Origin of the sequence: Streptomyces sp. BK340 (assembly GCF_007827595.1) — a bacterium.
Classification (GTDB): Bacteria; Actinomycetota; Actinomycetes; order Streptomycetales; family Streptomycetaceae; genus Streptomyces.
Genome location: NZ_VISR01000017.1, coordinates 1 through 26,223, shown reverse-complemented (window position 1 = coordinate 26,223; position 26,223 = coordinate 1). Strand labels below are relative to the sequence as shown.

Annotated in this window: 27 protein-coding genes; 16 read left to right on the top strand and 11 right to left on the bottom strand. The window is 70.4% G+C overall.

Annotation, left to right across the window (positions count from 1 at the left end; genetic code table 11):
• The first annotated feature begins 12 nt into the window (after nt 1–12).
• From FB157_RS26910 to FB157_RS26895, 3 genes are all read left to right on the top strand, one after another.
• Nucleotides 13–237, top strand: a complete 225-nt coding sequence (locus FB157_RS26910) for a hypothetical protein (RefSeq protein WP_145883240.1) — start codon at nt 13–15, stop codon at nt 235–237.
• A gap of 77 nt (nt 238–314) precedes the next feature.
• Nucleotides 315–1,460, top strand: coding sequence for a serine hydrolase (locus FB157_RS26905; RefSeq protein WP_145883239.1), 1,146 nt, complete (start codon nt 315–317; stop codon nt 1,458–1,460).
• A gap of 297 nt (nt 1,461–1,757) precedes the next feature.
• Complete coding sequence (locus tag FB157_RS26895) at nt 1,758–2,879, top strand: sorbosone dehydrogenase family protein (RefSeq protein WP_145883238.1); 1,122 nt, start codon at nt 1,758–1,760, stop codon at nt 2,877–2,879.
• Here FB157_RS26895 and FB157_RS26890 read toward each other — a convergent pair.
• Nucleotides 2,872–3,459 (bottom strand): TetR family transcriptional regulator, encoded by a 588-nt coding sequence (locus FB157_RS26890; protein WP_145883237.1) that lies wholly within the window; start codon nt 3,457–3,459, stop codon nt 2,872–2,874. The genes FB157_RS26895 and FB157_RS26890 overlap by 8 nt on opposite strands.
• Before the next feature lie 25 nt (nt 3,460–3,484).
• On the bottom strand, nt 3,485–4,495 hold the full coding sequence (locus tag FB157_RS26885) for an aldo/keto reductase (protein WP_145883236.1): 1,011 nt from the start codon (nt 4,493–4,495) through the stop codon (nt 3,485–3,487).
• A gap of 198 nt (nt 4,496–4,693) precedes the next feature.
• Here FB157_RS26885 and FB157_RS26880 point away from each other — a divergent pair, with 198 nt between their 5' ends.
• Nucleotides 4,694–5,746 (top strand): chitinase, encoded by a 1,053-nt coding sequence (locus tag FB157_RS26880; RefSeq protein ID WP_145883235.1) that lies wholly within the window; start codon nt 4,694–4,696, stop codon nt 5,744–5,746.
• Nucleotides 5,747–5,775: 29 nt separating this feature from the next.
• Here FB157_RS26880 and FB157_RS26875 read toward each other — a convergent pair whose 3' ends face one another.
• Nucleotides 5,776–6,387: a LysE family translocator gene (locus FB157_RS26875; protein ID WP_145883234.1), complete on the bottom strand. Its 612-nt coding sequence runs from the start codon at nt 6,385–6,387 to the stop codon at nt 5,776–5,778.
• Between the two features lie 193 nt (nt 6,388–6,580).
• Here FB157_RS26875 and FB157_RS26870 point away from each other — a divergent pair, with 193 nt between their 5' ends.
• Nucleotides 6,581–7,693, top strand: coding sequence for an endonuclease/exonuclease/phosphatase family protein (locus tag FB157_RS26870; protein ID WP_145883233.1), 1,113 nt, complete (start codon nt 6,581–6,583; stop codon nt 7,691–7,693).
• Between the two features lie 57 nt (nt 7,694–7,750).
• On the opposite strand, the gene FB157_RS26865 is transcribed toward FB157_RS26870, so the two are convergent.
• On the bottom strand, nt 7,751–9,133 hold the full coding sequence (locus tag FB157_RS26865) for a glycine--tRNA ligase (RefSeq protein WP_145883232.1): 1,383 nt from the start codon (nt 9,131–9,133) through the stop codon (nt 7,751–7,753).
• A gap of 161 nt (nt 9,134–9,294) precedes the next feature.
• Between FB157_RS26865 and FB157_RS26860 the strand changes: the two genes are divergently transcribed.
• From FB157_RS26860 to FB157_RS26845, 4 genes are read left to right on the top strand one after another with little or no spacing between them, the layout of a single operon-like run.
• Nucleotides 9,295–10,251: a metal ABC transporter substrate-binding protein gene (locus FB157_RS26860; RefSeq protein ID WP_145883231.1), complete on the top strand. Its 957-nt coding sequence runs from the start codon at nt 9,295–9,297 to the stop codon at nt 10,249–10,251.
• A 20-nt stretch (nt 10,252–10,271) separates the two neighbouring features.
• Nucleotides 10,272–11,039: a metal ABC transporter ATP-binding protein gene (locus FB157_RS26855; protein WP_145883230.1), complete on the top strand. Its 768-nt coding sequence runs from the start codon at nt 10,272–10,274 to the stop codon at nt 11,037–11,039.
• Complete coding sequence (locus FB157_RS26850) at nt 11,039–11,941, top strand: metal ABC transporter permease (RefSeq protein ID WP_145883229.1); 903 nt, start codon at nt 11,039–11,041, stop codon at nt 11,939–11,941. The genes FB157_RS26855 and FB157_RS26850 overlap by 1 nt, the downstream gene beginning before the upstream one ends.
• Before the next feature lie 60 nt (nt 11,942–12,001).
• Nucleotides 12,002–12,418: a Fur family transcriptional regulator gene (locus FB157_RS26845; protein WP_145883228.1), complete on the top strand. Its 417-nt coding sequence runs from the start codon at nt 12,002–12,004 to the stop codon at nt 12,416–12,418.
• Nucleotides 12,419–12,421: 3 nt separating this feature from the next.
• Here the strand turns inward: FB157_RS26845 and FB157_RS26840 are convergent, their stop codons facing one another.
• The 5 genes from FB157_RS26840 to FB157_RS26820 all read right to left on the bottom strand — a co-directional run bounded on the left by FB157_RS26840 (nt 12,422) and on the right by FB157_RS26820 (nt 16,330).
• Entirely contained in the window at nt 12,422–12,955 is a 534-nt protein-coding gene (locus tag FB157_RS26840; RefSeq protein WP_145883227.1) for a YcxB family protein, read from the bottom strand.
• A gap of 24 nt (nt 12,956–12,979) precedes the next feature.
• Entirely contained in the window at nt 12,980–14,305 is a 1,326-nt protein-coding gene (locus FB157_RS26835; RefSeq protein ID WP_145883226.1) for a histidine-type phosphatase, read from the bottom strand.
• Nucleotides 14,306–14,345: 40 nt separating this feature from the next.
• Nucleotides 14,346–15,197 carry an isoprenyl transferase gene (locus FB157_RS26830; protein ID WP_145883388.1) on the bottom strand — a complete coding sequence of 284 codons (852 nt, stop codon included), beginning with the start codon at nt 15,195–15,197 and terminating at the stop codon, nt 14,346–14,348.
• A 20-nt stretch (nt 15,198–15,217) separates the two neighbouring features.
• A complete protein-coding gene (gene recO, locus FB157_RS26825) occupies nt 15,218–15,964 on the bottom strand; it encodes a DNA repair protein RecO (protein ID WP_145883225.1) in 747 nt (248 codons plus the stop codon).
• Nucleotides 15,965–16,114: 150 nt separating this feature from the next.
• Entirely contained in the window at nt 16,115–16,330 is a 216-nt protein-coding gene (locus FB157_RS26820; protein WP_145883224.1) for a hypothetical protein, read from the bottom strand.
• A gap of 302 nt (nt 16,331–16,632) precedes the next feature.
• Between FB157_RS26820 and FB157_RS26815 the strand changes: the two genes are divergently transcribed.
• The 6 genes from FB157_RS26815 to FB157_RS26790 all read left to right on the top strand — a co-directional run bounded on the left by FB157_RS26815 (nt 16,633) and on the right by FB157_RS26790 (nt 24,433).
• Nucleotides 16,633–18,267, top strand: a complete 1,635-nt coding sequence (locus FB157_RS26815) for an ABC transporter substrate-binding protein (RefSeq protein WP_145883223.1) — start codon at nt 16,633–16,635, stop codon at nt 18,265–18,267.
• A gap of 4 nt (nt 18,268–18,271) precedes the next feature.
• Nucleotides 18,272–19,228 carry an ABC transporter permease gene (locus FB157_RS26810; protein ID WP_145883222.1) on the top strand — a complete coding sequence of 319 codons (957 nt, stop codon included), beginning with the start codon at nt 18,272–18,274 and terminating at the stop codon, nt 19,226–19,228.
• A complete protein-coding gene (locus FB157_RS26805; protein WP_145883221.1) occupies nt 19,228–21,204 on the top strand; it encodes a dipeptide/oligopeptide/nickel ABC transporter permease/ATP-binding protein in 1,977 nt (658 codons plus the stop codon). Before FB157_RS26810 ends, FB157_RS26805 begins: the two co-directional genes overlap by 1 nt.
• Complete coding sequence (locus FB157_RS26800; RefSeq protein WP_145883220.1) at nt 21,201–22,205, top strand: ABC transporter ATP-binding protein; 1,005 nt, start codon at nt 21,201–21,203, stop codon at nt 22,203–22,205. Before FB157_RS26805 ends, FB157_RS26800 begins: the two co-directional genes overlap by 4 nt.
• Nucleotides 22,206–23,132, top strand: a complete 927-nt coding sequence (locus FB157_RS26795; protein ID WP_145883219.1) for a dihydrodipicolinate synthase family protein — start codon at nt 22,206–22,208, stop codon at nt 23,130–23,132.
• 224 nt (nt 23,133–23,356) lie between these two features.
• Nucleotides 23,357–24,433 (top strand): PP2C family protein-serine/threonine phosphatase, encoded by a 1,077-nt coding sequence (locus FB157_RS26790; RefSeq protein ID WP_261386562.1) that lies wholly within the window; start codon nt 23,357–23,359, stop codon nt 24,431–24,433.
• 12 nt (nt 24,434–24,445) lie between these two features.
• Here the strand turns inward: FB157_RS26790 and FB157_RS26785 are convergent, their stop codons facing one another.
• The gene (locus FB157_RS26785; protein WP_145883218.1) at nt 24,446–24,637 is read right to left on the bottom strand and encodes a DUF397 domain-containing protein; all 192 of its coding nucleotides are present in this window, start codon (nt 24,635–24,637) and stop codon (nt 24,446–24,448) included.
• A gap of 7 nt (nt 24,638–24,644) precedes the next feature.
• Nucleotides 24,645–25,496, bottom strand: a complete 852-nt coding sequence (locus tag FB157_RS26780; RefSeq protein ID WP_145883217.1) for a helix-turn-helix transcriptional regulator — start codon at nt 25,494–25,496, stop codon at nt 24,645–24,647.
• A 204-nt stretch (nt 25,497–25,700) separates the two neighbouring features.
• On the opposite strand from FB157_RS26780, the gene FB157_RS26775 reads away from it, so the two are divergent.
• Nucleotides 25,701–26,108 carry an ATP-binding protein gene (locus tag FB157_RS26775; RefSeq protein ID WP_145883216.1) on the top strand — a complete coding sequence of 136 codons (408 nt, stop codon included), beginning with the start codon at nt 25,701–25,703 and terminating at the stop codon, nt 26,106–26,108.
• Nucleotides 26,109–26,223: the final 115 nt, after the last annotated feature.

Genomic DNA, 26,223 nt, shown 5'->3' with positions numbered 1-26,223 from the left:
CGGGGAGGCGTCATGCCGCAGGACAACAGCACGAGCAAGGTCAGCCGCTGGGACCAGCACGGCCGGGAGCACGTGGTCCGGGTGCGGCGCACGGGCGTGCAGCGCACGATCAGATGCGACACCTGCGGCTGGCGCAGAAGCGTCCAGTTCCTGCCCTGGCTGAAGGCGGAGGAGCATCTGGCCGAGGCCCATCAGGCGACGGTGGACCCGGCGGGCAGCGGGCAGCCGTCCCGCTGACGGCCGGCCCGGGCGATGACTTCCGGCGGTGGCAGGAGTCGTACGGACGACGACGGCTGACCGGAGGTCCGAGGGCCATGACCGCACTGCACGACACCCTGCACCGGTACGTGGACGACGGGACCGTGCCCGGCGCGGTGGCCCTGGTCGCCCGCGGGGACGAGGTGGAGGTGGTGACCGTCGGCCACGCGGACGCCGGCGGTTCGGCTCCGATGGCGCGGGACTCCCTCTTCCGGATCGCCTCGATCACCAAGCCGGTGACCGCGGCGGCGGTGCTGATGCTGGTCGAGGACGGCCGGATCGGTCTCGACGATCCGGTGGCCGAGTGGCTGCCGGAGCTGGCGGCGCCGATGGCCGTGCGGACGCCCGCGAGCCCGCCGGAGGACCTGGTGCCGGCGGCCCGTCCGATCACGGTGGAGGACCTGCTCTCCTCCCGGGCCGGCTGGGGTTTCCCCTCCGACTTCGCCCTGCCGGCGGTGCGGGCCCTGTTCGAGGTCCAGAAGGACGGCCGTGCCCCGCAGGCCTGTCCGGCCCCGGACGTCTGGCTGGCAGACCTGGCCCGGGTGCCGCTGCTGTACCAGCCGGGCGAGGCCTGGCTGTACGGCACCTGCTCCGATCTGCAGGGGGTGCTGATCGCGCGGGTGTCGGGCCGTGGCCTCCCGGAGTTCCTGGCCGAGCGCGTCTTCGAGCCGCTCGGCATGACGGACACGGCGTTCGAGGTGCCCGCGGACAGACGGGACCGGTTCACCACGTACTACCGGCAGGGCACCGGCGGCGCCCTGGAGGTCGCGGACACCCCGGACGGCGAGTGGAGCCGGATGCCCGCCTTCCCGTCCGGCGGCGGGGGTCTCGCCTCGACGGCCGACGACTACCTGGCCTTCGCCCGCATGCTGCTGGGTGCCGGTGAGGCGAACGGACGGCGGCTGCTGTCGCCCACCTCGGTGAGCCGGATGACGAGCAATCACCTCAGCGCCCCCCAGCGGGAGATCGGCCGGCTCTTCCTGGAGGGGCAGGGCTGGGGCTACGGCGGCCAGGTCGACGTCACTCCGGGCGACCCCTGGAACGTGCCCGGCCGCTACGGCTGGGTCGGCGGCACCGGGACCACGGCCCACCTCGTCCCCGCCACCGGCACGATCACGCTGCTCCTGACCCAGGTGGGCATGGCCGACCCGACCCCGACACCACTGATGCGGGACTTCTGGAGGTGCACGGCAGGGGGCTAGGCCCTGTCGTCAAATTCCCGTCTGCCCCACGACGCCTGGCACGCACTCTCGCCGCACCGGGCGAAAGCCCAAGTACGTCCAGTACGAGGACTTCCGCCCGGCACGCCGAGAGCACGCACCAGACGCCGCGAGGCCGCCCTTCGGGCGACGACGGGAATTTGACGACAGGACCTAGGGAGCTTCGTCCGTGCGGGGAACGAGTGGCCTCCGGTTGGGGGAGTTCAGGTGGCCCGCCTGTCCGCGGGCCTTCGATACTCCAATGGCATTTCCCTACACCTCGTCAGAAAAGGGAACCTGATGTCACGTTTGGCGCATTCAGTGCACCGTGTCCGCCCGGGCGCAGCCGCCCTCACCACCGCCACCGCCGTCCTCGCCGCCTGCACCGTGCAGTGGGCGCCGGCGGCCGTGGCGGCCCGGGCCCCGGCCGGCGGCAGTGCGCCGGCCGGGGCCTCCACTCTCTCCGCAGGCTGGACGGAGCCGTGGGGCATCTCCTTCCTGCCCGGCGGAAAGAGGGCGCTGGTGACGGAGCGCCACAGCTCCACGGTGTGGCTCCAGGGGCGTGACGGCTCCAAGAAGAAGGTGGGTGCGGTGCCGAACACGGTCAACGGCACCGCCGGCGCCGGCGTGGGCAACGGCGGGCTGCTGGGCGTCGCCCCCTCCCCCACCTGGAACGGGACGACGGACCGGGACGTGTTCTTCGTCCACACGGCCGCCGAGGGCACGCGGGTCGTGAAGATGCGCTTCGACGGCACCTCGCTCAGCGGCTACACGGTCGTCCTCGGCGGGATCCGGCGGGGCGGCGACCACAACGGCGGGCGTATCGCCTTCGGCCCCGACGGATACCTGTACGTCACGACCGGCGACGCCCGCGAGGGCGCCCTGGCGCAGGACAGGAACTCGCTCAACGGGAAGATCCTGCGCATCACCAGGACCGGCGCCGCGGCGCCCGGCAACCCGTTCGGCAACCGTGTCTACAGCCTCGGCCACCGCAACCCGCAGGGTCTGGCCTGGGACGCCCGGGGCAGGCTGTGGGAGTCCGAGATCGGCGCGGACACCTGGGACGAACTCAATCTGATCCAGCCGGGCGCCGACTACGGCTGGCCCGCCTGCGAGGGCGGCTGCTCCGCCGCGGGCATGACCAACCCCAAGGCGGTGTGGAAGCCGGGCGACGGAGGCGTGCCCGCCCAGTTGGCCGTCGTCGACAACTCCGTCTACGCGTCGACGCTGCGCGGAGAGCGGCTGTGGCGGCTGCCGATCAATGCCGACGGACGGAGCGTCGGCAGGCTGACCGCGTTCTACAACGGCGCCTACGGGAAGCTGCGCGCCCTCGCCAAGGTCCCCGGCACGAACGAGCTGTGGCTCGGCACCGACCGGAACGGCTACCAGCTCGACAAGATCCTCAAAGTCACCGTCAGGTGAGCAGACCGCGCAGCAGCAGGTCCACCACCGCGGTGAACTCCTCCTCGACTCCGGGCTGCCGCCACTCGCGCGCGTAGCCCGGGTCGTGGAAGCGGCCGGTGGCCTGGAAGACCGCGCGGGCGGTGGCGGCCGGGCCGGGGGCGGTGAAGGCGCCGGCGGCGACGCCGTCCTGGATGATCCGGGTGAGCTGGGCGGTGAGGTCGGTGATGTGCTCGCCGACCGCCGCGACGTTCTCCTCGGTCAGCACCGTGTACGTCCGGAACAGCTCCGGGTCGTCGCCCGCCTTGTGCCGCTTGGCCTCGAACAGGGCCGCGAGCCAGGCCCGCAGCCGGTCCTCGGGAGAGCCGTCCGCGGCGACGATGCCGGCGAGCTGCTGCGAGGTCCGGTCCAGCCACCGCTTGGTCACCGCCTCACGCAGCGCCGCCTTGGTACGGAAGTGCCGGTAGACGCTGCCGTGGCTGACGCCGAGCGCGCGGGCCACGTCGACCACGGTGGCCTTGGCCGGGCCGTGGCGGCGCAGCACCTCCTCGGTCGCTTCGAGGATGCGCTCGGCGGTCAGGGTCTCGGTGGGCGGTGCCATGGCTAGACCGTACCCGGCGTCATGGTCAGCGCTCGCTGTCGAGGTGAGCCATGGCGGCGGCCGGGTAGCGGTCGCCGGCCGCGGCGTCCGCCGGTACGGCCTGCTCGATCGCCGTCAGGTCGGACTCGTCCAGGGTCACGTCCAGCGCGCCCAGCGACTCGCTCAGCCGCTCGCGGGTGCGGGCGCCGATCAGCGGCACGATGTCCTCGCCACGGGTGAGCACCCAGGCGATGGCGATCTGCGCGACCGTCACGCCCTTCTGCTCGGCGATCTTGCGGAGCGCGTCGACCAGGTTCAGGTTGTGCTGGAGGTTGTCGCCCTGGAAGCGGGGCGAGTAGGCGCGGAAGTCGTTCGCCGCCAGCTGCCGGTCGCGGGAGAAGTGGCCGGAGATCAGGCCGCGGGAGAGGACTCCGTACGCGGTGACGGAGATGCCCAGCTCACGGGTGGTCGGCAGGATCGACTGCTCGATCCCGCGGGAGATGAGCGAGTACTCGATCTGCAGGTCCGCGATCGGCGCGGTGGCGGCGGCCCGCCGGACGGTTTCGGCGCCGACCTCGCTCAGGCCGACGTGCCGGACGTACCCCTGCTCGATCAGTTCGGCGATCGCGCCGACGGTCTCCTCGATCGGCACGTCCGGGTCGAGGCGGGCGATCCGGTAGACGTCGATGTGGTCGACGCCGAGGCGCTGCAGCGAGTAGGCGGCGAAGTTCCTCACCGCGGCGGGCCGGCCGTCGTAGCCGGTCCAGCCGCCGTCGGGGCCGCGCAGGGCGCCGAACTTCACGCTGACCTGTGCCTGCTCGCGCCGGGCGGCGGGCGCGGAGCGCAGGGCCTCGCCGATCAGCATCTCGTTGTGGCCCATGCCGTAGAAGTCGCCGGTGTCCAGCAGCGTCACGCCCGCCTCCAGGGCGGCGTGGATGGTGGCGACGGACTCCGCGCGGTCGGCGTCGCCGTACAACGCGGACATGCCCATGCAGCCGAGGCCGAGGGCGGAGACCTGGGGGCCGGTGGTTCCGAGGGTTCGGGTTCGCATCGTCATGGCCTCCACCCTGTCATGACAGCTGACAGATTTCAATATCTGTCAGTCCATAGTTGTCAGCCCCTCCTGGAGCCACTTGGTCCAGACCTATTGACTAGAGGTCTGGACCACATGCACTGTCATGGACAGTGCACCCCCACGGGACGACGCACCGACATGCCTACGACACCTCGCCGCACCCCCACCGGGAGGATCCGCATGCTCCGCCGCACGCTCGGGCTGCTCACCGCAGCGCTCACCACGGCCGTCCTCGCCCCCCTCGCGATCGCCGCCGCCCCCACCGCCTCGGCCGCCGACACCTGCGCGCTGAAGTCCCGCCCGGCCGGAAAGGTGCTCCAGGGCTACTGGGAGAACTGGGACGGCTCGGCCAACGGCGTTCATCCGCCCTTCGGTTGGACCCCCATCACCGACTCCCGCATCCCCGCGCACGGCTACAACGTCGTCAACGCGGCCTTCCCGGTCATCCGTTCGGACGGCACGGCCCTGTGGGAGGACGGCATGGACAGCGGCGTGAAGGTGGCCACGCCCGCCGAGATGTGCGCGGCCAAGGCGTCCGGCCAGACCATCCTGCTGTCGATCGGCGGCGCGGCGGCCGGCATCGACCTCTCCTCGAGCGCGGTCGCCGACCGGTTCGTGGCGACCATCGTCCCGATCCTGAAGAAGTACAACTTCGACGGCATCGACATCGACATCGAGACGGGGCTGGTGGGCAGCGGGAACATCTCCCAGTTGTCGACGTCCCAGGCCAATCTGATCCGCATCATCGACGGCGTTCTCGCCCGGATGCCGTCCGGCTTCGGCCTGACGATGGCCCCGGAGACCGCCTACGTCACCGGCGGCAGCATCACCTACGGCTCGATCTGGGGCGCGTACCTGCCGATCATCAAGAAGTACGCCGACAACGGCCGGCTGTGGTGGCTGAACATGCAGTACTACAACGGCAGCATGTACGGCTGCTCGGGCGACTCCTACTCGGCGGGCACCGTCGCGGGCTTCACCGCCCAGACCGACTGCCTCGACAAGGGCCTGGTGGTGCAGGGCACCACCGTCAAGGTGCCCTACGACAAGCAGGTGCCGGGGCTGCCGGCGCAGCCGGGCGCGGGCGGCGGCTACATGTCAGCGTCCCTGGTCTCCCAGGCCTGGAAGCACTACGGCAGTTCACTCAAGGGCCTGATGACCTGGTCGGTCAACTGGGACGGCTCGAAGAACTGGACCTTCGGCGACAACGTGAAGGCGCTTCAGGGCCGCTGAGCGAGCGGTGCCGACAGGACCGACCTCCGCTACCGAGCCGTGAGGGCGAGCTTGGCACCGAGGGCGAGGAAGGAACCCGCGAAGCTCCGCCGCAGCCAGGCCATGACCTTCGGGCGCGAGGTGACACGGTCGCGCACGGAGGCGGCCAGGACGCCGTACAGGGCGAAGACGACGAAGGTCAGCAGCATGAAGACACCGCTCAGGCCCAGCATGCGCGGTAGGGCGTGCGGCTCGTCGGGGCTGACGAACTGGGGCAGGAAGGCGAAGAAGAAGATCGTCAGCTTGGGGTTGAGCACATTGACCAGCACGCCCCGGACGATCACCCGCGCCGCCGACCGGGGCCCGCTGTCCCGCTCGACGACGATCGCCTCCTTGTCCCGCAGCGTGGCCCACGCCATGTACAACAGGTAGGCGACACCGGCGTACTTGAGGATCTGGAAGGCGGCGGCGCTCGCGTTCAGGAGCGCGGCGAGCCCGGTGACGGTGGCGAGAACGTGCGGGACGATCCCGAGCGTGCAGGCGAAGGCGGCGACGACACTCGCGCGGCGGCCGTGGGAGAGGGCGGCGGCGAGGGTGTAGACGACGCCGGTACCGGGGGTGGCGACGACCACCAGGGTGGTCAGCAGAAAGGCAAGGCTCATGAGGCCACCCTGGTGACCCGGGCGATGCCCGGACAGGGCCAATCCCGGGCCTTCATGGAGGACCAATTCGGAAGACCGGCTCCGTTGGACACGGTTCGCCGGGGCTCGGAGAATGGAACTGCCGGCGAGCAGTCTCTCAGGCGGCGCCTGCCGTCGGCCGTGCGGTGCTCTCGCGCCGCCGAGGAGGCCCGCGATGAGCATCCGTATCGCCACCTTCAACATGGAGAACCTCTTCCGCCGGCCCACGGCGTTCCGCCTCTCGGACACGGCCAAGCGCGAGGAAGTCCTCAGCGACTTCGCCAGGTTGGTCACCCTCCTCGACCTGCCGGTGTATCAGGCCGCCGACAAGGCGGAGATCGCCGGGCTCATCCAGAAGCACCGGGCGTACGCCATCGACCCGGTGAACCCGCCGCTGATCTTCGTGAACCAGTCCCGCCCGGGCGCGGGCTCCGGGCTGTTCAGGACGCACGGCTCGGGGAAGGACACCACCGTCGAGATCACCGCCGACGGCCGCTCCGGATGGGCCGGTTGGGCCGAACTGGGCCAGGACGACCTCGATCTGGACGTGGTGCGCAACACCGGCCGGGTGGTCTCCGAGGTCGACGCGGACATCCTGCTCACGGCGGAGGTCGAGGACCGGCTCACCCTGGAGCGCTTCAACACGCAGGTCCTGGCCGGGGCGCTGGGCAGGCGGCCGTACCCGTACAACCTGCTGATCGACGGCAACGACGCCCGGGGCATCGACGTCGGGATCCTCAGCCGTCACCCGATCACGTCCGTGCGGACCCACATCTTCGACACCAACCCGGAACGCCCCGACCAGCGCCTCTTCAGCCGTGACTGCCCCGAGTTCGAGATCCGGCTCGACGGATCCCCCCTCGTGCTCCTCGGCAACCATCTCAAGAGCAAGTTCCAGGACGATCCGGAACTGCGGCTGGCCCAGGCCAGGCGGGTCGCGGAGATCTACCAGGCCGCACTGGAGCGCACCCCGTACGTCGTCGTCGCCGGAGACCTCAACGACGACCCGAACAGCGCGCCGGCCGTGGAACTGGGGGAAACGGGTCTGCGTGACGTGATGAGCCATCACGCCTATCGCGGAGTGCCGGGCACCCACGGTGAGTGCAGGAGCGAGCAGGACAAGCTCGACTACATACTGCTGCCGCCGTCGTTGTGGCCCGAGGTGCAGCACGTCGGGGTGGAGACCCGGGGAATCTTCGCAAAGGGCATCAAGTCCTTCGACACCGTCACGTCGAAGGGCAACGCGGCCTCGGACCACGCGGCGCTGTTCGTGGACCTGGACCTGTGAAACGCAGCGGTGCCGGGCCCCTGTGAACAGGGACCCGGCACCGGGACGGGCTTGGGGTCAGCAGCCCAGCAGGCGGCTGGCGAGGTAGCCCTCGATCTGGTCCAGCGACACGCGCTCCTGCTTCATGGAGTCACGCTCACGGACCGTCACCGCATTGTCCTCGAGGGTGTCGAAGTCGACGGTGACGCAGTACGGCGTACCGATCTCGTCCTGGCGACGGTAGCGGCGGCCGATGGCGCCCGCGTCGTCGAACTCGATGTTCCAGTACTGACGCAGCGCGTGGGCGAGGCCCTTGGCCTTCGGGGACAGCTCGGGGTTGCGGGACAGCGGGAGCACCGCGACCTTCACCGGGGCCAGACGGTGGTCGAGGCGCAGCACCGTGCGCTTCTCCATCTTGCCCTTGGCGTTCGGCGCCTCGTCCTCGACGTAGGCGTCGAGCAGGAAGGCCAGCATCGTGCGGCCGACACCGGCCGCGGGCTCGATGACGTACGGCGTCCAGCGCTCGCCGGCCTCCTGGTCGAAGTAGGAGAGGTCCTGGCCGGAGGCCTTGGAGTGGGCGCCGAGGTCGTAGTCGGTCCGGTTGGCGACACCCTCCAGCTCGCCCCACTCGCTGCCGCCGAACTGGAAGCGGTACTCGATGTCGGCGGTGCGCTTGGAGTAGTGGGAGAGCTTCTCCTGCGGGTGCTCGTACCAGCGCATGTTCTCCTCACGGAGACCCAGGCCGGTGTACCAGTTCCAGCGCTGCTCCATCCAGTACTCCTGCCACTTCTCGTCCTCGCCCGGCTTGACGAAGAACTCCATCTCCATCTGCTCGAACTCGCGGGTCCGGAAGATGAAGTTGCCGGGCGTGATCTCGTTGCGGAAGGACTTGCCCATCTGCGCGATGCCGAACGGCGGCTTGCGGCGCGAGGTGGTCTGGACCTGGGCGAAGTTGGTGAAGATGCCCTGCGCGGTCTCGGGACGCAGGTAGGCGACGGAGCCGGAGTCCTGGGTCGGGCCGAGGTGGGTGGAGAGCAGACCCGAGAACTGCTTGGGCTCGGTGAACTGGCCCTTGTTGCCGCAGTTCGGGCAGTTGATGTCGGCCAGGCCGTTCGCCGGGGCGTGGCCCTTCTTCTCCTCGTACGCCTCCTCGAGGTGGTCCGCGCGGAACCGCTTGTGACACGAGGTGCACTCGGTCAGCGGGTCCGTGAAGGTGGCGACGTGGCCGGAGGCGACCCAGACCTCGGAAGCCAGGATGACGGACGAGTCGATACCGACCACGTCCTCGCGCGACGTCACCATGTAGCGCCACCACTGGCGCTTGATGTTCTCCTTGAGCTCGACACCCAGCGGTCCGTAGTCCCAGGCGGCACGCTGTCCGCCGTAGATCTCACTGCAGGGGAAAACGAAGCCACGGCGCTTGCTCAGGCTGACGATGGTGTCGATCTTGTCGGCGGCCACGGTGCTCTCTTCATTACGACGACGGGCGTTGAAGCGAGATGCTTCCAGCGAATGATTCAGGTTACCGGCGCAGGCTCCCCCACGGCCAAATCGGCCCCCCATCTCGGACCCCTGACAGGGCTTGTTGACAACGGTTTCCATGTTTGTTGAAAATGACTGTCATGAACGTACGACGACAGCTCATACCCGCGGTGGCGACGACCGCGGTCACCGTCCTCGGCCTCGCCACCCTCTCCGCCTGCTCCGGCGCGAGCGCCGCGGGCAACACGAGCAAGTTCGACGTCGTCGCGTCGTTCTACCCGATGGCCTTCCTCGCCGAGCAGATCGGCGGCAGCCGCGTCCACGTCACCACGCTGACCTCCCCCGGCCAGGAGCCGCACGACCTGGAGATCAGCCCGCAGCAGATCGCCGGGCTCGAGGAGTCCGACGCGGTCCTGTACCTGAAGAACCTCCAGCCCTCCGTCGACCAGGCGGTGGCCCAGTCCCCGGTGCGGACGAAGATCGACGCGGCCTCCCTGACCACGCTGGAGGAGCACGGCAACGAGGTCGGCGGCCACGCCGCCGCGCACGACACGCACGAGGGCGAGGAGTCCGGCGGCAAGGACCCGCACATCTGGCTCGACCCGGTGCGCTACGCCCAGGTCGCCGAGGGCGTGGGCAAGGCCTTCGAGAAGGCCGACCCGAAGCACGCGGCCGACTACCGGAAGAACACCGCGAACCTGGTCGGGAAGCTGGACGCCCTGAACTTCGAGTTCAAGCAGAGCCTCGCGCACACCAAGACGAAGGTCTTCATCACCACGCACGCCGCCTTCGGCTACCTCGCCGAGCGCTACGGCCTCACCGAGGAGGCCATCAACGGCCTCGACCCCGAGTCCGAGCCCAGCGCCGCGCGCGTGAAGGACCTGGAGACGATGGCCAAGGCCGACGGCGTCACCACCGTCTTCTACGAGACGCTCGTCAGCGACAAGACCGCGAAGACCGTCGCGGGTGACGCGGGCCTGCGCACGGACGTCCTCGACCCGCTCGAGGGCATCACGAAGAAGTCCCGGGGCACCGACTACTTCTCGGTCCAGGAGGCCAACCTCAAGGCGCTCCAGCAGGCCCTGGGCGCCAAGTGACCGGCACGGAGGAGACCACCATGGGCGAGCCCGTCATCGCCATGCGCGGCGTGAGCGCGGAACTCGGCTCGCGCCCGGTCCTGCGCGGCATCGACCTCACCGTGCACAGCGGAGAGGTCCTCGCGCTGCTCGGCGCGAACGGCTCCGGCAAGTCGACGGCCGTGCGCAGCATCATCGGCCAGGTGCCGGTCAGCGGCGGCACGATCGAGCTGTTCGGCACCCCGCGCAGCAGCTTCCGGGACTGGGCGCGCGTGGGGTATGTACCGCAGCGCACCACGGCCGCGGGCGGCGTCCCGGCCACGGTGACCGAGATCGTCTCCTCGGGCCGGCTGGCCCGCACCCGCTTCGGCGTCTTCCGCAAGGCGGACCGGGCGGCCGTACAGCGCGCCCTGGAGCTGGTCGGCATGGCGGACCGCGCCAAGGACTCGGTGACCGCGCTCTCCGGCGGCCAGCACCAGCGGGTGCTGATCGCCCGCGCCCTGGTCGCCGAGCCCCGGCTGCTGATCATGGACGAGCCGATGGCGGGCGTCGACCTGGCCAGCCAGGAGGTGCTCGCGCACACACTCCGCGAGCAGGTCGCGGCGGGTACGACGGTCCTGCTGGTCCTGCACGAGCTGGGCCCGCTCGAGCCCCTGATCGACCGGGCGGTCGTCCTGCGCGACGGCTGTGTGCTGCACGACGGCCCGCCCCCGCAGGCGGTCGGCCAGCACGCGCTGCCCGGCCACGACCACGTACACCCGCACGCACCCGCGGGCACCGAACCTCTCCGCACGGGACTGCTGAGCTGATGGACCTCCTCGACTATGCCTTCATGCAGCGGGCGCTCATCGCCGCCGTCCTGGTCGGCATCACCGCGCCCGCCATCGGCATCTACCTCGTCCAGCGCCGCCAGCCCCTGATGGGCGACGGCATCGGGCACGTGGCGATGACCGGCGTCGGCCTCGGCTTCCTGCTGAACGCCTCGCCGGTCTGGATGGCCACCGCCGTCTCCGCGCTCGGCTCGGTGCTGATGGAACTGATCCGCTGGTACGGAAAAACCCGCGGCGACATCGCCCTCGCGATGCTCTTCTACGGCGGCATGGCCGGCGGCGTGATGTTCGTGAACATCGCTCCGGGCGGCTCCAACGCCAATCTGATGTCGTACCTGTTCGGCTCGCTGTCGACGGTCGCCCCCTCGGACGTGACAGCGATCATGCTCCTCGCCGCGTTCGTGGTCGCCGTGACGCTCGGACTGCGCCGCCAGCTCTTCGCGGTCAGCCAGGACGAGGAGTTCGCCCGGGTCACCGGGCTGCCGGTGCGCGCCCTGAACCTGCTCACCGCCGTCACGGCGGCGGTCACGGTGACCGTCGCCATGCGGGTGGTCGGCCTGATCCTGGTCTCCGCGCTCATGGTCGTACCGGTCGCCGCCGCGCAGCAGCTCACCCGCAGCTTCGCCGCGACCTTCGCGATCGCCGTCGCCATCGGTGTCACCGTGTCGATCGGCGGCACGGTCACCTCGTTCTACCAGGACGTTCCGCCCGGTGCGACGATCGTCCTGCTGACCATCGCAGCGTTCGTCGTCCTCACCGCCCTGGCCACCCCACTGGCCCGCCGACGCGCCCGCGCGTCCGCCGCGGCTCAGCCCACGGGCGACCCCGCCGAGTGCTCGATTCCGGCCACGCGAGGGGCGGCCGACGAGGTCGGCGCCTGACCGCGCACAGCCCGGGCTGGCACAATGGCCCGGGCAGACGCGAGACGTGAGGAGACGACGGTGACGACCGCTGGACCGCCCGTGAAGGGCCGCTCCACCCGGCAGCGCGCAGCCGTGGCGGCGGCCCTCGACGAGGTGGCCGAGTTCCGCAGCGCGCAGGAACTGCACGACATGCTCAAGCACAAGGGCGACTCGGTCGGTCTGACCACGGTCTACCGCACCCTGCAGTCCCTCGCCGACGCCGGTGAGGTCGACGTCCTGCGCACCTCGGACGGCGAGTCCGTCTACCGCCGCTGCTCCTCCGGCGAACACCACCACCACCTCGTCTGCCGCGGCTGCGGCAAGGCGGTCGAGGTCGAGGGCCCCGCGGTGGAGAAGTGGGCCGAGGCCATCGCGGCGGAACACGGCTACGTCAACGTGGCGCACACCGTGGAGATCTTCGGTACGTGCGCGGACTGCGCCTCCGCCGGGAACTGAGGCTCAGGCCCGAGTCAGGTTGCGGTCGAGTATCTCCCGCAGCCTGTCCGCGTCGGCGGGGTTGCGCAGGCCGCGCTTGGGCAGCACGGTGAAGCAGGTGGCGTTCTTGTCGTCGCTGAAGGTGAAGAAGGCGTCCTTGGTCTCGCGGTAGCACGGCTGGGCGGCCCAGTTGACCGACGTCGTGCTGTTGTCGGTGGTCATCGTCAGCCCGGCGTCCGTGACGGTCACGCGGTGCACCCCGTTGCGGGCGACGACCTTCATGAGCTGGCGGGCCTGCAACCGAGGTATGAGGAGCAGCAGTCCCACGGCCAGAGGCAGGTAGATCAGCAGGAACCAGTCGGGGTCGCCGTCGGGGAGCGCGAGCGCGACGTTCAGCACCCAGGTGACGGCCAGCACGACCAGGGCCGACTTCCGGATCCGCCCCACCCGGTTGAACCGCTTGCGCTCCCGCAGTGCCCCCGCGAAATCCCCCGCGACCGGCTGGTACGCCAGCTCGACCACGCCCTGTTCGGCGTCCCGCCCCATGTCCATGACCATGAGGCGGGATCGTACAGGCAGCTTTCAGCCACGCCCGAAGCAGCGCTCCAGCTCGTCCAGGTCGTAGAACTTGCTGCCCTCGGCGATCGGGCGGCAGCCCGCCTTGAACGCCGTCTCCTTCTCGTTGTAGAGCATGCGGACCAGGTAGTCGTCGCCGTTGCGGAAGACGTCCCACTGGATGTTGGCGCCCAGGGGGGCCACGGAGGCGCCGCGCCAGGGGTTGCCGGCGTAGGTGTACGGCTCCCCGGGCTTCGCCGGGTCGGTGCTGCCGGGCAGGCCCATCAGCGCGGCCAGCGGGATGATCTCCTCGGCGTGGGTGAAGCGCAGTTCGGCGCCGAGGTCGCTCGTGCCGTCCCGCTTGGCCTCCACCTGCTTGAAGAAGTCGTCCAGGAGGACGCCGGCCATCTTGTACGTGATGTCGCTGTCCGCGAAGCCGGGACCCTTCTCGTAGAAGTCCTCGGCGTCGCTCAGGTACCCGAACCAGGCCGCGTCGGAGCGGGAGACGTACCGCTCCATGCCCCAGCCCTGCCCGTCGGGGCTCTCCTCGCTCATCGCGGGCGCGATGGCGTACAGGTTGTAGACGGCCTGCGCGGCCGGGACCTGGTCGGCGATCCCCTCGACGAAGTCGTCCTCGAAGATCCTGCGCAGGACGCTGCGGGCGACCTCGTGCGTCCGGGGCTGGTCGGTGATCGACTTCAGGGTGTCCGCGAGACGCTGGTCGTGCGCGATGTAGTCGCGGTAGGCAGCGCCGCCCGCCGCCTTGTGGAAGTACAGCAGGTCCTTGTCGGTGCGGGTGGGCCCGATCAGCGGCCCCAGCGCCGGGTCGGCCTCGGCGAGCGCGCCCGCGAAGGTGTTGCCGCTGTCGACGGCCCGGCCCTGGCCGGAGCTGACCACGTCGATCTTCTCGCCGTCCGCGGCGATCTTCCCGAACAGGGAGGGCAGCCGCTGCTGCATGCGCGCGGCCGTGTCCTTCAGTTCCTGCTTGCCGCGTCCGCTGAGGTTGCCGTGGCCGACCTGCGACATGGCGGCCTGCAGGGCCCGTACCGCCGGTCCGAACTCCTGGCCCTTGCGGGTGAGTTGTCCCTGCTCCTGCGCCTTGTCCCACAGGGCGAGGACGAGGTCGCCGTCCTCGCTGTCCGTGGCGGCCCGGGAGCCGTGCCGGGAGACGTTCTCGGTGAAGACGGGGGTGTAACCGGCGGGGGTCCGCTGGTAGGTGCGCGGGTTCTGCCCGGGCACGTAGGGCGCCTTGGTGCCGTAGGAGTCCCGGTGCGCGGGACCGTCGGACGCGTGGGCCGGCAGCGCGGTGAGCAGGAGGGCGCCGAGGGCGAGGACAGGCGTGAGACGTCTCATGAGTCCCGCATCCTCGGCGGCCCGGGTGAACCGCCGGTGGCTACGAAGTGGCGTCGTCACCCTTGATCGCGGCTTCCATGGCGAGGAGTTCCTCGTTCGGGACGGCTCCGCCGAAGCGGCGGTCGCGGGAGGCGAACTCCATGCAGGCCCGCCACAGGTCGCGGCGGTCGAAGTCCGGCCACAGCACGTCCTGGAAGACCATCTCGGCGTACGCGCTCTGCCAGAGCAGGTAGTTGGAGGTGCGCTGCTCGCCGCTGGGGCGCAGGAACAGGTCCACGTCCGGCATGTCCGGGTAGTACATGTACTTCTGGAGGGTCTTCTCGTTGACCTTGGAGGGGTCGAGGCGGCCCGCCTTCACGTCCTCGGCGAGCGCCTGCGCGGCGTCGGCGATCTCGGCGCGGCCGCCGTAGTTCATGCAGAAGTACAGCGTGAGCAGGTCGTTGCCCTTGGTCTGCTCCTGGGCGACCTGCAGCTCCTTGGCGACCGACTTCCACAGCTTGGGCATCCGGCCCACCCAGCGGACCCGGATGCCCAGCTCGTCGAGCTGGTCGCGGGTCTTGCGGATGAAGTCGCGGTTGAAGTTCATCAGGAAGCGGACCTCGTCGGGCGAGCGCTTCCAGTTCTCGGTCGAGAAGGCGTACAGGGAGATGTTGCGGACGCCGACCTCGATGGAGCCCTGCAGCACGTCGAGCACCCGCTCGGCGCCGACCTTGTGGCCCTCGGTGCGGGGCAGCCCGCGCTCCTTGGCCCAGCGGCCGTTGCCGTCCATGACGATCGCCACGTGGTTCGGCACCAGCTCGCCCGGGAGCTTCGGTGCGCGGGCGCCGGACGGGTGCGGCTCCGGCGACTTGTACTCGCGGCGCTGACGTCCCAGGATCCCGCGTACGACCATGTGCTTCTCGTCTCCCTTGCTCACTGTTCCACGTACCGCAGGGAGCGCAGTCCGCGCTCCAGATGCCAGTGCAGATAGGCGGACACCAGCCCGCTGCCCTCCCGGACGTGGCGCGCCTCGCACGCGTCCGCCGTCTCCCAGTCTCCCGTAAGCAGCGCGCCGAGGAGTACCAGGGTCTGCGGCGAGGGTACGACGCTGCCGGGCACCCGGCAGTCGACGCAGACGGAGCCGCCGGAGGCCACCGAGAAGAAGCGGTTCGGACCGGGCATTCCGCACTTGGCGCAGTCGCCGAAACTGGGCGCGTAGCCGTTGACGGCCAGCGAGCGCAGCAGGAAGGCGTCGAGGACGAGGTTCGGGGCGTGCTCGCCCCGGGCGAGCGTGCGCAGGGCGCCCACCAGCAGCAGGTACTGCTGCACGGCAGGCTCGCCCTCGTGGTCCGTGAACCGCTCGGCGGTCTCCAGCATGGCCGTGCCGGCGGTGTAGCGCGCGTAGTCGGTCACGATCCCGCCACCGTACGGAGCGATCGTCTCACTCTGCGTGCACAGTGGCAGCCCGCGCCCGACCAGCTCACTGCCCCGCGCGAAGAACTGCACGTCGACGTGGGAGAACGGCTCCAGCCGGGCCCCGAACTTCGACTTGGTCCGCCGCACCCCACGGGCCACGGCACGCACCCGCCCGTGACCGCGCGTGAGCAGCGTGATGATGCGGTCCGCTTCTCCGAGCTTCTGGGTACGAAGGACGATGCCGTCGTCGCGGAACAGACTCACAGCCGGCCCTCACTTGCCGTCGGCCGGGGGTCCGGGGGTAGACCCCCGGGACAGCACAGCATGATGCGGTCCGCTTCCCCGAGCTTCTGGGTGCGAGGGACGATGCCGTCGTCCCGGAACAGACTCATGGCTCCATTCTGCCCGCTCTCTTCAAGGCACCTCTCCGCGGCTGCGTGCATTGGCGTGGGCCGTGGCCGCGCTCAGCCGCTCGGCCTGGGTGGCCCGGCGGACGGCCTCCGGTCTCGCGTCCCACTCCCGCCCGCCGCCGTACGGTCGCAGCTGGACGTACGGCCCTTCGTGCCCCATGACGATGCCGAGGCGTCCGGTACGGGTGTCGACGGCACAGGAGCCGACGGGGAGTTTCATCGCGTCCACCTCCGGTGGCTCCCCTGCCCCCGGCAATTTCACTCTTCGCATGCCACTGGTGGCCCAGCGTGCCTAGACTCGACCGGAGTCTGCCCTGCGCAGTGCGTCCCACGCCGCCCGGTGAGCTGCGTCAACTCACCTCCTGCCGAGGCGATTTCACCCCGTCATTGGTGTGACCTGTGGCGGCTACGCCATTCGTGTGCGATCTCTTGACCGCCCCCACAGGCGCTCTTATGGTCACGCTGACCGATCGGACGTAGGACGTCGTACCTCCCCCTCCCCCCGACCTCGCTGGAGGAACCGTGCGCGACGACGTGACCCACGACGTGCCGGCACCGCGCCGCCGGTCGTTCCTGAAGTACACGGGGGCCCTGGGCGCGGCCGCCGCCCTTCCGCCGGTGCTGGCGGGCTGCTCCGCCGGCCCGGAGTCCACGAACGACACCGGGAGCGGGGGCAGCGGCAGGAACCGCACGCTGACCGCGGTGATCGGGTACGGCAACGACGGCAGCTGGGACCCGACGCAGACGGCGTCGGCGTTCGCCATGGCCGCGAACAACCACATCTACGAGGGGCTGCTGGACACCGACCCGATCTCCCGGGTGCCGTACCCGGCGCTCGCCACCGAGGTGCCGAAGGACCCGAACGCCACGACCTGGCGGTTCACGCTGCGGTCCGGTGCGACCTTCCACGACGGGAAGCCGGTCACCGCCGACGACGTCGTCTTCGTCTTCGACCGGATCCTCGACCCGAAGACCCAGACCCTCGCCAAGGGCTTCTTCGTCAGCTGGCTGCAGGAGGCACGCAAGGTCGACGCGAGGACCGTCGAGCTGGTCCTGAAGTTCCCCTTCCCGGACGGGATCGCCCGGCTGACGCTGGCCAAGATCATGCCCAAGCACGTGTTCTCCAGGCCCGGCGCCTGGGACGACGCGATCAAGGGTCTCGCGGTGGGCTCTGGGCCGTACCGGCAGACCGCGCACCACCCGAAGTCGAACACCACCTTCGAGGCGTTCGCGGCCTACAACGGCCCGCGCAGGCCCGCCTTCAAGCGGATGAACTGGCTGACGATCGTGGACGCGGCCCCGCGCGTGGCCAAGATCTCCGGCACCGGCGCGGGCGCGCAGATCGCCGACAACATCCCCTACGCCAACATCCCCCGCCTGGAGCAGGGCGGTCTGAAGGTCGCGGGCGGCGCCGGGATGAACAACCTGTTCCTGATGTTCAACACCAGGCACAAGCCCTTCGACGACGTGCGGGTGCGGCAGGCACTGCACTACGCGATCGACACCGAGAAGATGGTGCAGGTCGCGCTGAAGGGGCACGGAAAGCCCGCGTCGTCGTTCCTCGACGAGGCCAACCCCGGCTACCGGCGGGCCAGGACCGTCTACGACTACGACCCCGGGAAGGCGAGGGCACTGCTGAAGGCCGCCGGGGTCAAGGGCCTGAAGATCGAGATCCTCGCCGTGAACGTCAGCTGGATCGTGGACTGTCTGCCGACCGTCAAGTCCTCCTGGGACGCGATCGGCGTGGAGACGACGCTGGCCCCGCAGGAGACCACGGCCGTGTTCACCAAGATGGACCAGAAGCAGGACTACCAGGTGGTGGCCGCGGCCTCGAACCCCAACCAGTTCGGGCTCGACGCCGACCTGATCATGCACTACAACTACGGCCCCCAGAACCTGTGGATGCAGTACACGCGGTGGGCCGGCAACCCGGTCGCCAAGCAGCTCTTCAAGGACATGGACCGGGCGACCCGGGAGCCGGACCCGGCGAGGAAGAAGGCGATGATCCAGGACTACGTCGACGTCGTCGCCGAGCAGGCCGTGCTCTACCCGGTCGTCCACAACGAGCTGATGACCGCCTGGGACCCGCGCAAGCTCACGGGTATAAGGCCGCAGCCCTACCCGGGCATCAACCTCCTGCAAGCCCAGTGGACCTGACGGCATGACGGCTGTCGTACGGATCCTGCTCCGCCGCGTCACCCTGCTCGTGCCGCTGCTGCTCGGGATCGTGCTGTTCGTGTTCCTGGTGATGCGGTTCTCGGACGTCGACCCGGCGTCCGCGTTCTTCCAGGGCGCGAACCCGACCCCGCAGCAGCTGCACGACTTCCGGGAGCGCAACGGCCTGCTGGACCCGCTCCCGGTGCGCTACGTCCACTTCGTCGGCGACCTGCTCCACGGCGACCTGGGCACCAGCGCCCTGACCCGGGCCCCGGTCGTCGACCAGGTCACCACCGCGCTGCCGCTCACCCTCCAGCTGACCTTCCTCGGCCTCGGCCTCGCGGTCGTCCTGGCGCTGGCGGGTGGCGTCACCGCCGCCGTGTACCGCGACCGGCTGCCGGACCAGGTCATCCGCGTCGTCTCCCTCGTCGGGGTCGCCGCGCCCGGCTTCTGGCTGGCGCTGCTGATGATCCAGTACCTGGCGGTGGACCGGGGCTGGTTCCCGACCGGCGGCTACATCAACCCGGCCGACTCCTTCACCGGCTGGCTGAGGACCATGGCCCTGCCCGCCTTCGCGCTGTCCCTGCCGGTGGCCGCCCAGCTGACCCGGATCGTGCGGACGTCGGTGGTGGAGGAGCTGGACAAGGACTACGTGCGCACCGCGATCGGCAGCGGGCTGCCGCCCCGGGTGGTCGTGGGCCGGAACGTCCTCAGAAACGCCCTGGTCAATCCGCTCACCGTGCTCGGTCTGCGGGTCGGTTATCTGCTCGGCGGTGCCGTCGTCATCGAGACGATCTTCTCGCTGCCCGGCATGGGCAAGCTGATGATCGACGCCGTGCAGAACGGCGACCCGGCCGTCGTCCAAGGGGTCGTACTGACCACCGCGACCGGGTTCGTCGTCGTCAACCTCGTCATCGACATCCTCTACCTGCTCGTCAACCCACGTCTGAGGGCGGCCTGATGGTCACGCGCGCCGAGCTCACCGAGCGGCTCTCCCGGCCCGGCGTCCGGCTCCGCGGCCGGCGCCGGCTGCCGCCGCTGTCGAAGGTCGCCGTCTGCTTCCTGGCTCTGGTCGTCCTGGTCGCGGTGCTCGCCCCCGTGCTCGCCCCGCACGATCCGCTCGACCAGCAGGACCCGGTCGACGGCACCGGACATCCGTCGGCCGCGCACTGGATGGGCCAGGACAGCCTCGGCCGGGACATCCTCAGCCGGCTGATGTACGGCGCCCGCTGGTCGCTGGCGATCGGGCTGGGCGCGACCGCGCTCGCACTCGTCGTGGGCGCGGTCGTCGGGGCGTTCGCCGCCACCTCCCGCAAGTCCGTGGACGAGACGCTGATGCGCTGCCTGGACGTGGTGATGGCGTTCCCGGGCATCGCGCTCGCGGCCGTGCTGGTCGCCGTCTTCGGCGGCGGGATCAACGTGCTGATCTGCGCGATCGCCTTCCTGTTCACGCCACCGGTCGCCCGGGTGGTGCGGGCCAACGTGCTCGACCAGTACGGGGAGGACTACGTCACCGCGGAACGCGTGATCGGCGCCCGCACCCCGCACATCGTGCTGCGCCACGTGGCCGTCAACTGTGCCGCCCCGGTCCTGGTGTTCTGCACGGTCCAGGTCGCCGAGGCCATCGTCTTCGAGGCGTCGCTGTCCTTCATCGGCGCGGGCGTGCGGCCCCCGGACCCGTCCTGGGGCAGTGTCATCGCCGACGGCAAGAACATGGTGCTGACCGGCGGCTGGTGGGCGACCGTCTTTCCCGGGCTGCTGATCCTGCTCACCGTCCTGTCCCTGAACATCCTCTCCGAGGGCGTCTCGGACGCCTGGGCGGCCCCGGCGGCCCGGGAGGTGGCGACGCCCGACGACCACCTGGAGACGGCGGAACCCGGCACCGGCGAGGTGCTCCCGCTGCCCGGCCTGACCGACGCCGCCCGGCGGCTGCGCGCGCGGGCCCGGCCCCGGCCGGCCGGCGGCGGTCAGCCGGTGCTCGCGGTGGAGAACCTCGCCATCGGCTTCCCGGGCCGGCACCGCGGCGTGGACATCGTGGACGGGGTCAGCTTCGAGGTGCACCCCGGCGAGGTGCTGGGCCTGGTCGGCGAGTCGGGCTGCGGCAAGTCGCTGACCGCGCTCACCGTCATGGGCCTGCAGCCGAAGGAGGCCCAGGTGCGCGGGCAGGTGCGCTTCGGGCAACGGGACCTGCTCGCCGAGCCGATGCGGGTACGACGGCGGCTGCTCGGCCACGAGATGGCGATGGTCTACCAGGACGCCCTGTCCTCGCTGAACCCGGCGATGACCATCCGCGCCCAGCTGGGACAGCTCGTCCGGCGCGGCGGCCGACGCGGCCCGCACGAGCTGCTCTCGCTGGTCGGCCTCGACCCCGAGCGCACCCTGCGCAGCTACCCGCACGAACTCTCCGGCGGCCAGCGCCAACGCGTCCTGATCGCCATGGCCCTGTCGCGCGAGCCCCGGCTGATCGTCGCCGACGAGCCGACCACCGCCCTGGACGTCACGGTGCAGGCCCAGGTCATGGACCTGCTGCTGCGGCTGCGTGCGGAACTGGGCTTCGCGCTGATCCTCGTCTCGCACGACCTGGCGCTGGTCGCCGACATCACCGACCGGGTGGTGGTGATGTACGGCGGGCAGATCGTGGAGACGGGTGTGACCGCGGACCTGGTGGAGGCACCGGCCCACCACTACACGCGCGGCCTGCTCGGGAGCGTGCTCTCGCTGGAGTCCGCCGAGGAGCGGATGACGCAGATCAAGGGTGTCGTGCCGTCCCCCGCCGACTTCCCGGCGGGCTGCCGCTTCGCCGACCGCTGCCCGCTGGCGACCGAGGTGTGCCGCACGACCGCGCCCGCTCTCGCGGGAACGCCCGTCCACACCGCCGCCTGCCACCACCCGGCGGTGCAGCTGACGTCGGCGGAGAGTGAGGAGGCGCTGCAGTGACCGCTGTCGTGGAAGTCCGGGACGCGCACGTCGTCCACAAGGCCCGCAGCGGCGGCCTGTTCACCCGCGACCGGGTGTACGCCCTGACCGGCGCCGATCTCACCGTGGCGCCCGGCGAGACGGTCGGGGTGGTCGGCGAGTCGGGGTGCGGGAAGTCGACGCTGGCGAAGGTGCTGGTGGGCATCGAGCGGCCGACCTCCGGGACGGTGTCGTTCCGGGGCCGGGACCTGTGGTCGATGCCGCCCGCCGAACGCCGGGCCGCGGTCGGCGCGGGCACCGGCATGATCTTCCAGGACCCGGCGACGGCCCTGAACCGCCGGCTGACGGTGCGCAGGGTCCTGCGCGACCCGCTGGACGTCCACGGACGCGGCACCAAGGCCGAACGGGACGACCGGGTGCGGGAACTCATGGCCCTGGTGGGCCTCCCCCGGGCCCTCGCCGACGCGCTGCCCGGGCAGCTCTCCGGCGGCCAGCGGCAGCGCGTCGCCATCGCCCGCGCCCTCGCTCTGGACCCCGGCCTGGTGGTCGCGGACGAGCCGACGAGCGCCCTGGACGTCTCGGTCCGCGCACAGATCCTCAACCTGCTCCTGGACCTGAAGGAACGCCTCGGCCTCGCCCTGGTGTTCGTCTCGCACGACATCCAGACCGTACGGCGGATGAGCGACCGGGTGATCACCATGTACCTGGGCCGGATCGTGGAGGAGACCCCGGCCGCCCGGGTCACCGGCCAGGCCCGGCACCCGTACACCCGCGCCCTGTTCTCGGCCACGCCCGGCCTGCTCGACCCCATCGACCCGATCCCGCTGACCGGCCCGGTGCCGTCGGCGACCCGCCCGCCGAGCGGCTGCCCCTTCCGCACCCGCTGCTGGAAGGCGGACGAGGTCTGCGCGGGTTCGATGCCGGACTTCTCGGCCGCGTCGCGGCCCGGACACCGATTCCGCTGCCACCATCCTGTGGAGGAGGACGAGTCGACCCGTGACCTAGCACGCCAGGAGCCCTGAATGACCTTTCCCGCCCCGCTGACCGGTGTCGTACCGCCCGTCTGCACCCCCCTGACACCGGACCGCGAGGTGGACGTCCCCTCGCTGCTCAGGCTGGTGGAGCACCTGGTGGAGGGCGGGGTGCACGGGCTGTTCCTGCTCGGCTCGACCTCGGAGGCGGCCTTCCTGACCGACACGCAGCGCAGGCTGGTGGTCGAGGCGGTCGTCGGCCACGTGGCCGGTCAGCTGCCCGTTCTCGCCGGGGCCATCGACATGACCACCCCGCGCGTCCTCGACCACGTCTCGGCGGTCACCACGGCCGGCGCCCGGGCGGTCGTCGTCACCGCCCCCTTCTACGCCCGCACCCACCCCGCCGAGATCGTCCACCACTACCGCCGTATCGCGGCCGCGAGCCCCGTCCCGGTGGTCGCCTACGACATCCCGTCCGCTGTGCACACCAAGCTCCCAGCCGAGCTGGTGCTGGGCCTCGCCTCCGACGGCGTACTGGCAGGCCTGAAGGACTCCAGCGGCGACCTGGCCGCCTTCCGTGAAGTCGTCACCGGTGCCCGCGCCCACCCCGCCTTCAGCGTGCTGACCGGCTCCGAGCTGATCGTCGACTCGGCCCTGGCACTCGGCGCCGACGGCGTGGTGCCGGGCCTCGGCAACGTCGACCCGCACGGCTACGTCCGCCTCTACCGCGCCGCCCGGGCGGGCGACTGGGAGGGCGCCCGGAGCGAGCAGGAACGGCTGTGCACGCTGTTCGGCATGGTCGGCGTCGGGGCCCCGGCACGGATGGGCGGCAGCTCGTCGGCGATCGGCGCGTTCAAGGCGGCACTGCACCTGCGCGGGATCATCGACTGCCCGGTGACGGCGGAGCCGCAGGTGCCGCTGTCCGGGGACGAGGTGGCGAAGGTGGGGAAGTTCCTGGCGGGGTCCGGGCTGCTCTAGGCGGTTTCGTTCGGATCGGTCGGCCCTCGGCACCCGCCACCCTGTGATGCCTGTGCGTCACCACCACCTCACGCGATGCTCGGGGACCGCGGGCGAGAAGCGATAAAATTACCCAAATCGGTTGCCGGACTTCCGGACCTGGGCTGCACCCGACCCGTGTGACCGTGGGGAGCGGCATGATGGCGAGGTCTCCTGAGAAACGCGGAGTCCCGCGGAGCGCTGGTGTGCGGGGCAGGCTGCTGCCCCTCCTGCCCACTCTGCTGCTGCTCATCGGCCTGCTCATCGGCCTCTTCACACCCCGTGCCGTCAGGCCGGACGCCTTCCTCGCCACAGCCATGATCTCCGGCGCCGCACTGCTGCCCCTGTGGGCGACCGTGCTCACCGGGGTGGGCGCGTGCGGCATCTTCCTCGGCCTGATGGCCGACTTCGACGCACTGCGGGATGCGACCGCCTACTCCGAGCTGGCCACCCTCGTGGCGATCGCGGCGTTCGCCGTCTTCTTCAACCGCCTGCTGGACCGACGCGCCCATCAGCTGGTCCAGGTCCGCTCAGTGGCCGAGACCGCCCAGCTGGCGGTGCTGCATCCGATTCCACGGCACCTCGGTCACGTCACACTCGAGAGTCTGTACCTGGCTGCTGCGGCGGAAGCCCGGATCGGCGGCGACCTGTACGAGGCGATCCGCACCCCGCACGGCGTACGGCTGCTCATCGGCGACGTACGCGGCAAGGGCCTGCTCGCGATGCAGGCGGCGGCGATGCTGCTCAGCGCCTTCCGCGAGAACGCCCACGACGCGCCCGACCTGCCCCACCTCGCCTGCCGCCTGGAGACGAGCGTGAGTCGCAACGCCGCCAAGTACCCGGAGGTCCCCGGCTCGGAGGTCGTCGCCGAACGTTTCGCCACCGCGCTCCTCGCCGAGATCCCGGACGACGAACCGGTCGTCCGGACCCTCACCTGCGGCCACCCTCCCCCACTGCTGCTGCACCGCGGCGAGGTACGAGAGCTGCAGCCCGCCGCTCCCTCGCCGCCGCTCAACCTCGGCGACCTGGTGAGCGACGGCTACCACGTCGACCTCACCCCCTTCCACCCCGGAGACCAACTTCTGCTGTACACCGACGGGGTCACCGAGACCCGCGACCGGTCCGGCACCTTCTACCCCCTTGCCGAACGCGTCCGCTCGTGGGGCGGCGAGGCCCCCCACCAGCTCCTCGACCATCTCCACCGCGACCTGATCGCCTACAGCGGCGGCGCGCTCGACGACGACATCGCGGCCCTCGTCGCCCGGCGGCGGCCGGGCCTGTGATCCCGGCCGGGGTCAGGGGCGAGTGTCCTTCAGGGCGTCTATGAAGGGGGTGAAGGCTGCGGTCGGGAAGGTGAGGGTTGCTCTGGCCGGGGTCTTGGAGTCGCGGATGGCTATGCGGGTCCGGCGGTCGGCTATCTCCACGCAGGCGTTGCCGTCGCCGCCGCCGGAGTAGGACGACTTGCGCCAGTGATCGCGGTTGGCCATGAGTGCCTCACAGCTCCTTTGACAGCCTGTGGATGAAGTCACGCGATCGCTCAGGGTCAAGTGACACTGCTTGCAGTCTACGGAAGTGTGTTCGGAACACGCCCAACTGCGCTTCGGAGTCGATGAAGACGGTGCCGTGAGGCCCATCGCGTACGACGGTGTCCAGCTTCGGAACGGCACCGCCCGCGTACACCATGGCGGCACCGACGTCGGTGAAGTGCTCCCGATCGAAGGGGATCACTCGCACAGTGACATGGTCCGCCTCGGAGAGCTGCAGGACGCGAACGAGTTGGGCCCGTGACGCAGCGCGGCTGCCGACCATGATGCGCAACGCTGCCTCGTGAACCAAGGCGTCGTACGGGATCAACCGCCCCTTCCCAAGGATGGACCGCCGCTGCATCCGGTGCTGGACCCGCAACTCCAGCTCCTCCTCAGGCAGTTCGGGAACGCGGGACGAGAAGAGCGCCCGAGCGTACTCCTCCGTCTGAAGAAGCCCGGGGACGTAAAGGAATTCCACGTCCCATCGGTAAGCGGCATGGTGCTCCAACTCCGACAGATCCAGGAACGACGTCGGGAGGAGGCCTCGGTACTCCTCCCACCAACCCTGCGTCCGGCCGACGGCCATTGCGGCCAGCGCATCGACCAACTCCTGGTCCGTGCAGGCGTACTGCGCCGCAATCCGCCGTATGCGCACCTTGCTGACCCCTGCGAGGCCGGCCTCGATCTGACTTACCTGCGCGGAGTCGGTCCCGAGCAGCGCGGCGGCCTCGCGCCCCTTGAGTCCCGCGGCCTCACGAAGTTTCCGCAGCTCGGCGCCTAGGCGCTGCTGACGTGCACTCGCCTGCTGCCTGCGTGGCATGGCTCCTCCTGAGATACCCAACTGCCGGGAGGGAGTGACTCGTTCAGGGGTGAGATTACGGGACGACTTGCACGGGACCAAATTTGAGCCCTACCGTCAGTCACGCGACGCACACGCAGCGGAAGCGCACCGCTCCGTCCTGTCATGCCGGGTGCGGCAATGCCACCGCGCGCGCATTCCCTTGTCTCTGAACGGAGTTGACGCATGCCCGATAGCTGGGACTACACGCTCTACATCCCGAACGACCTCAGAGCGGTGACTGTCTGTCGCCGCACTCTGCGTCTGATCCTGACCCTGCACGGGTTGACTGGCCTGGTGGACACGGCGGAGCTGTTGGCGACGGAGCTGGTCTCGAACGCGGTGCGGCATACGAAGGGGCCGGCGGCGTTGAGGGTGCGTCGCTCGCCGGAGGGGGTGGTGTGGATCGGGGCGTGGGACACGGACCCGGGGCCGCCGGAGCCTCCGCGGCCGTTGGAGCAGGTCGCCGAGCTGGTGGAGGAGGGGCGGGGGCTGGCGCTGGTCAGGGCGTGTGCGGACTACTGGGGCTGGCAGCCGTCGGCCCGGTTCGGGAACCGGGGGAAGTTCGTGTGGTGCGAACTTGCGGCGGCCTAGCTCGTTGATCACGTCGGACGGAAAGGATTCCCAATGGAGTTGTCAACCCAAGTTGGTGACTCGCTGTGAGCGTGTCAGCTCAGCGGAACGGGGCTGTCCGGAGCTGCGATCTCGA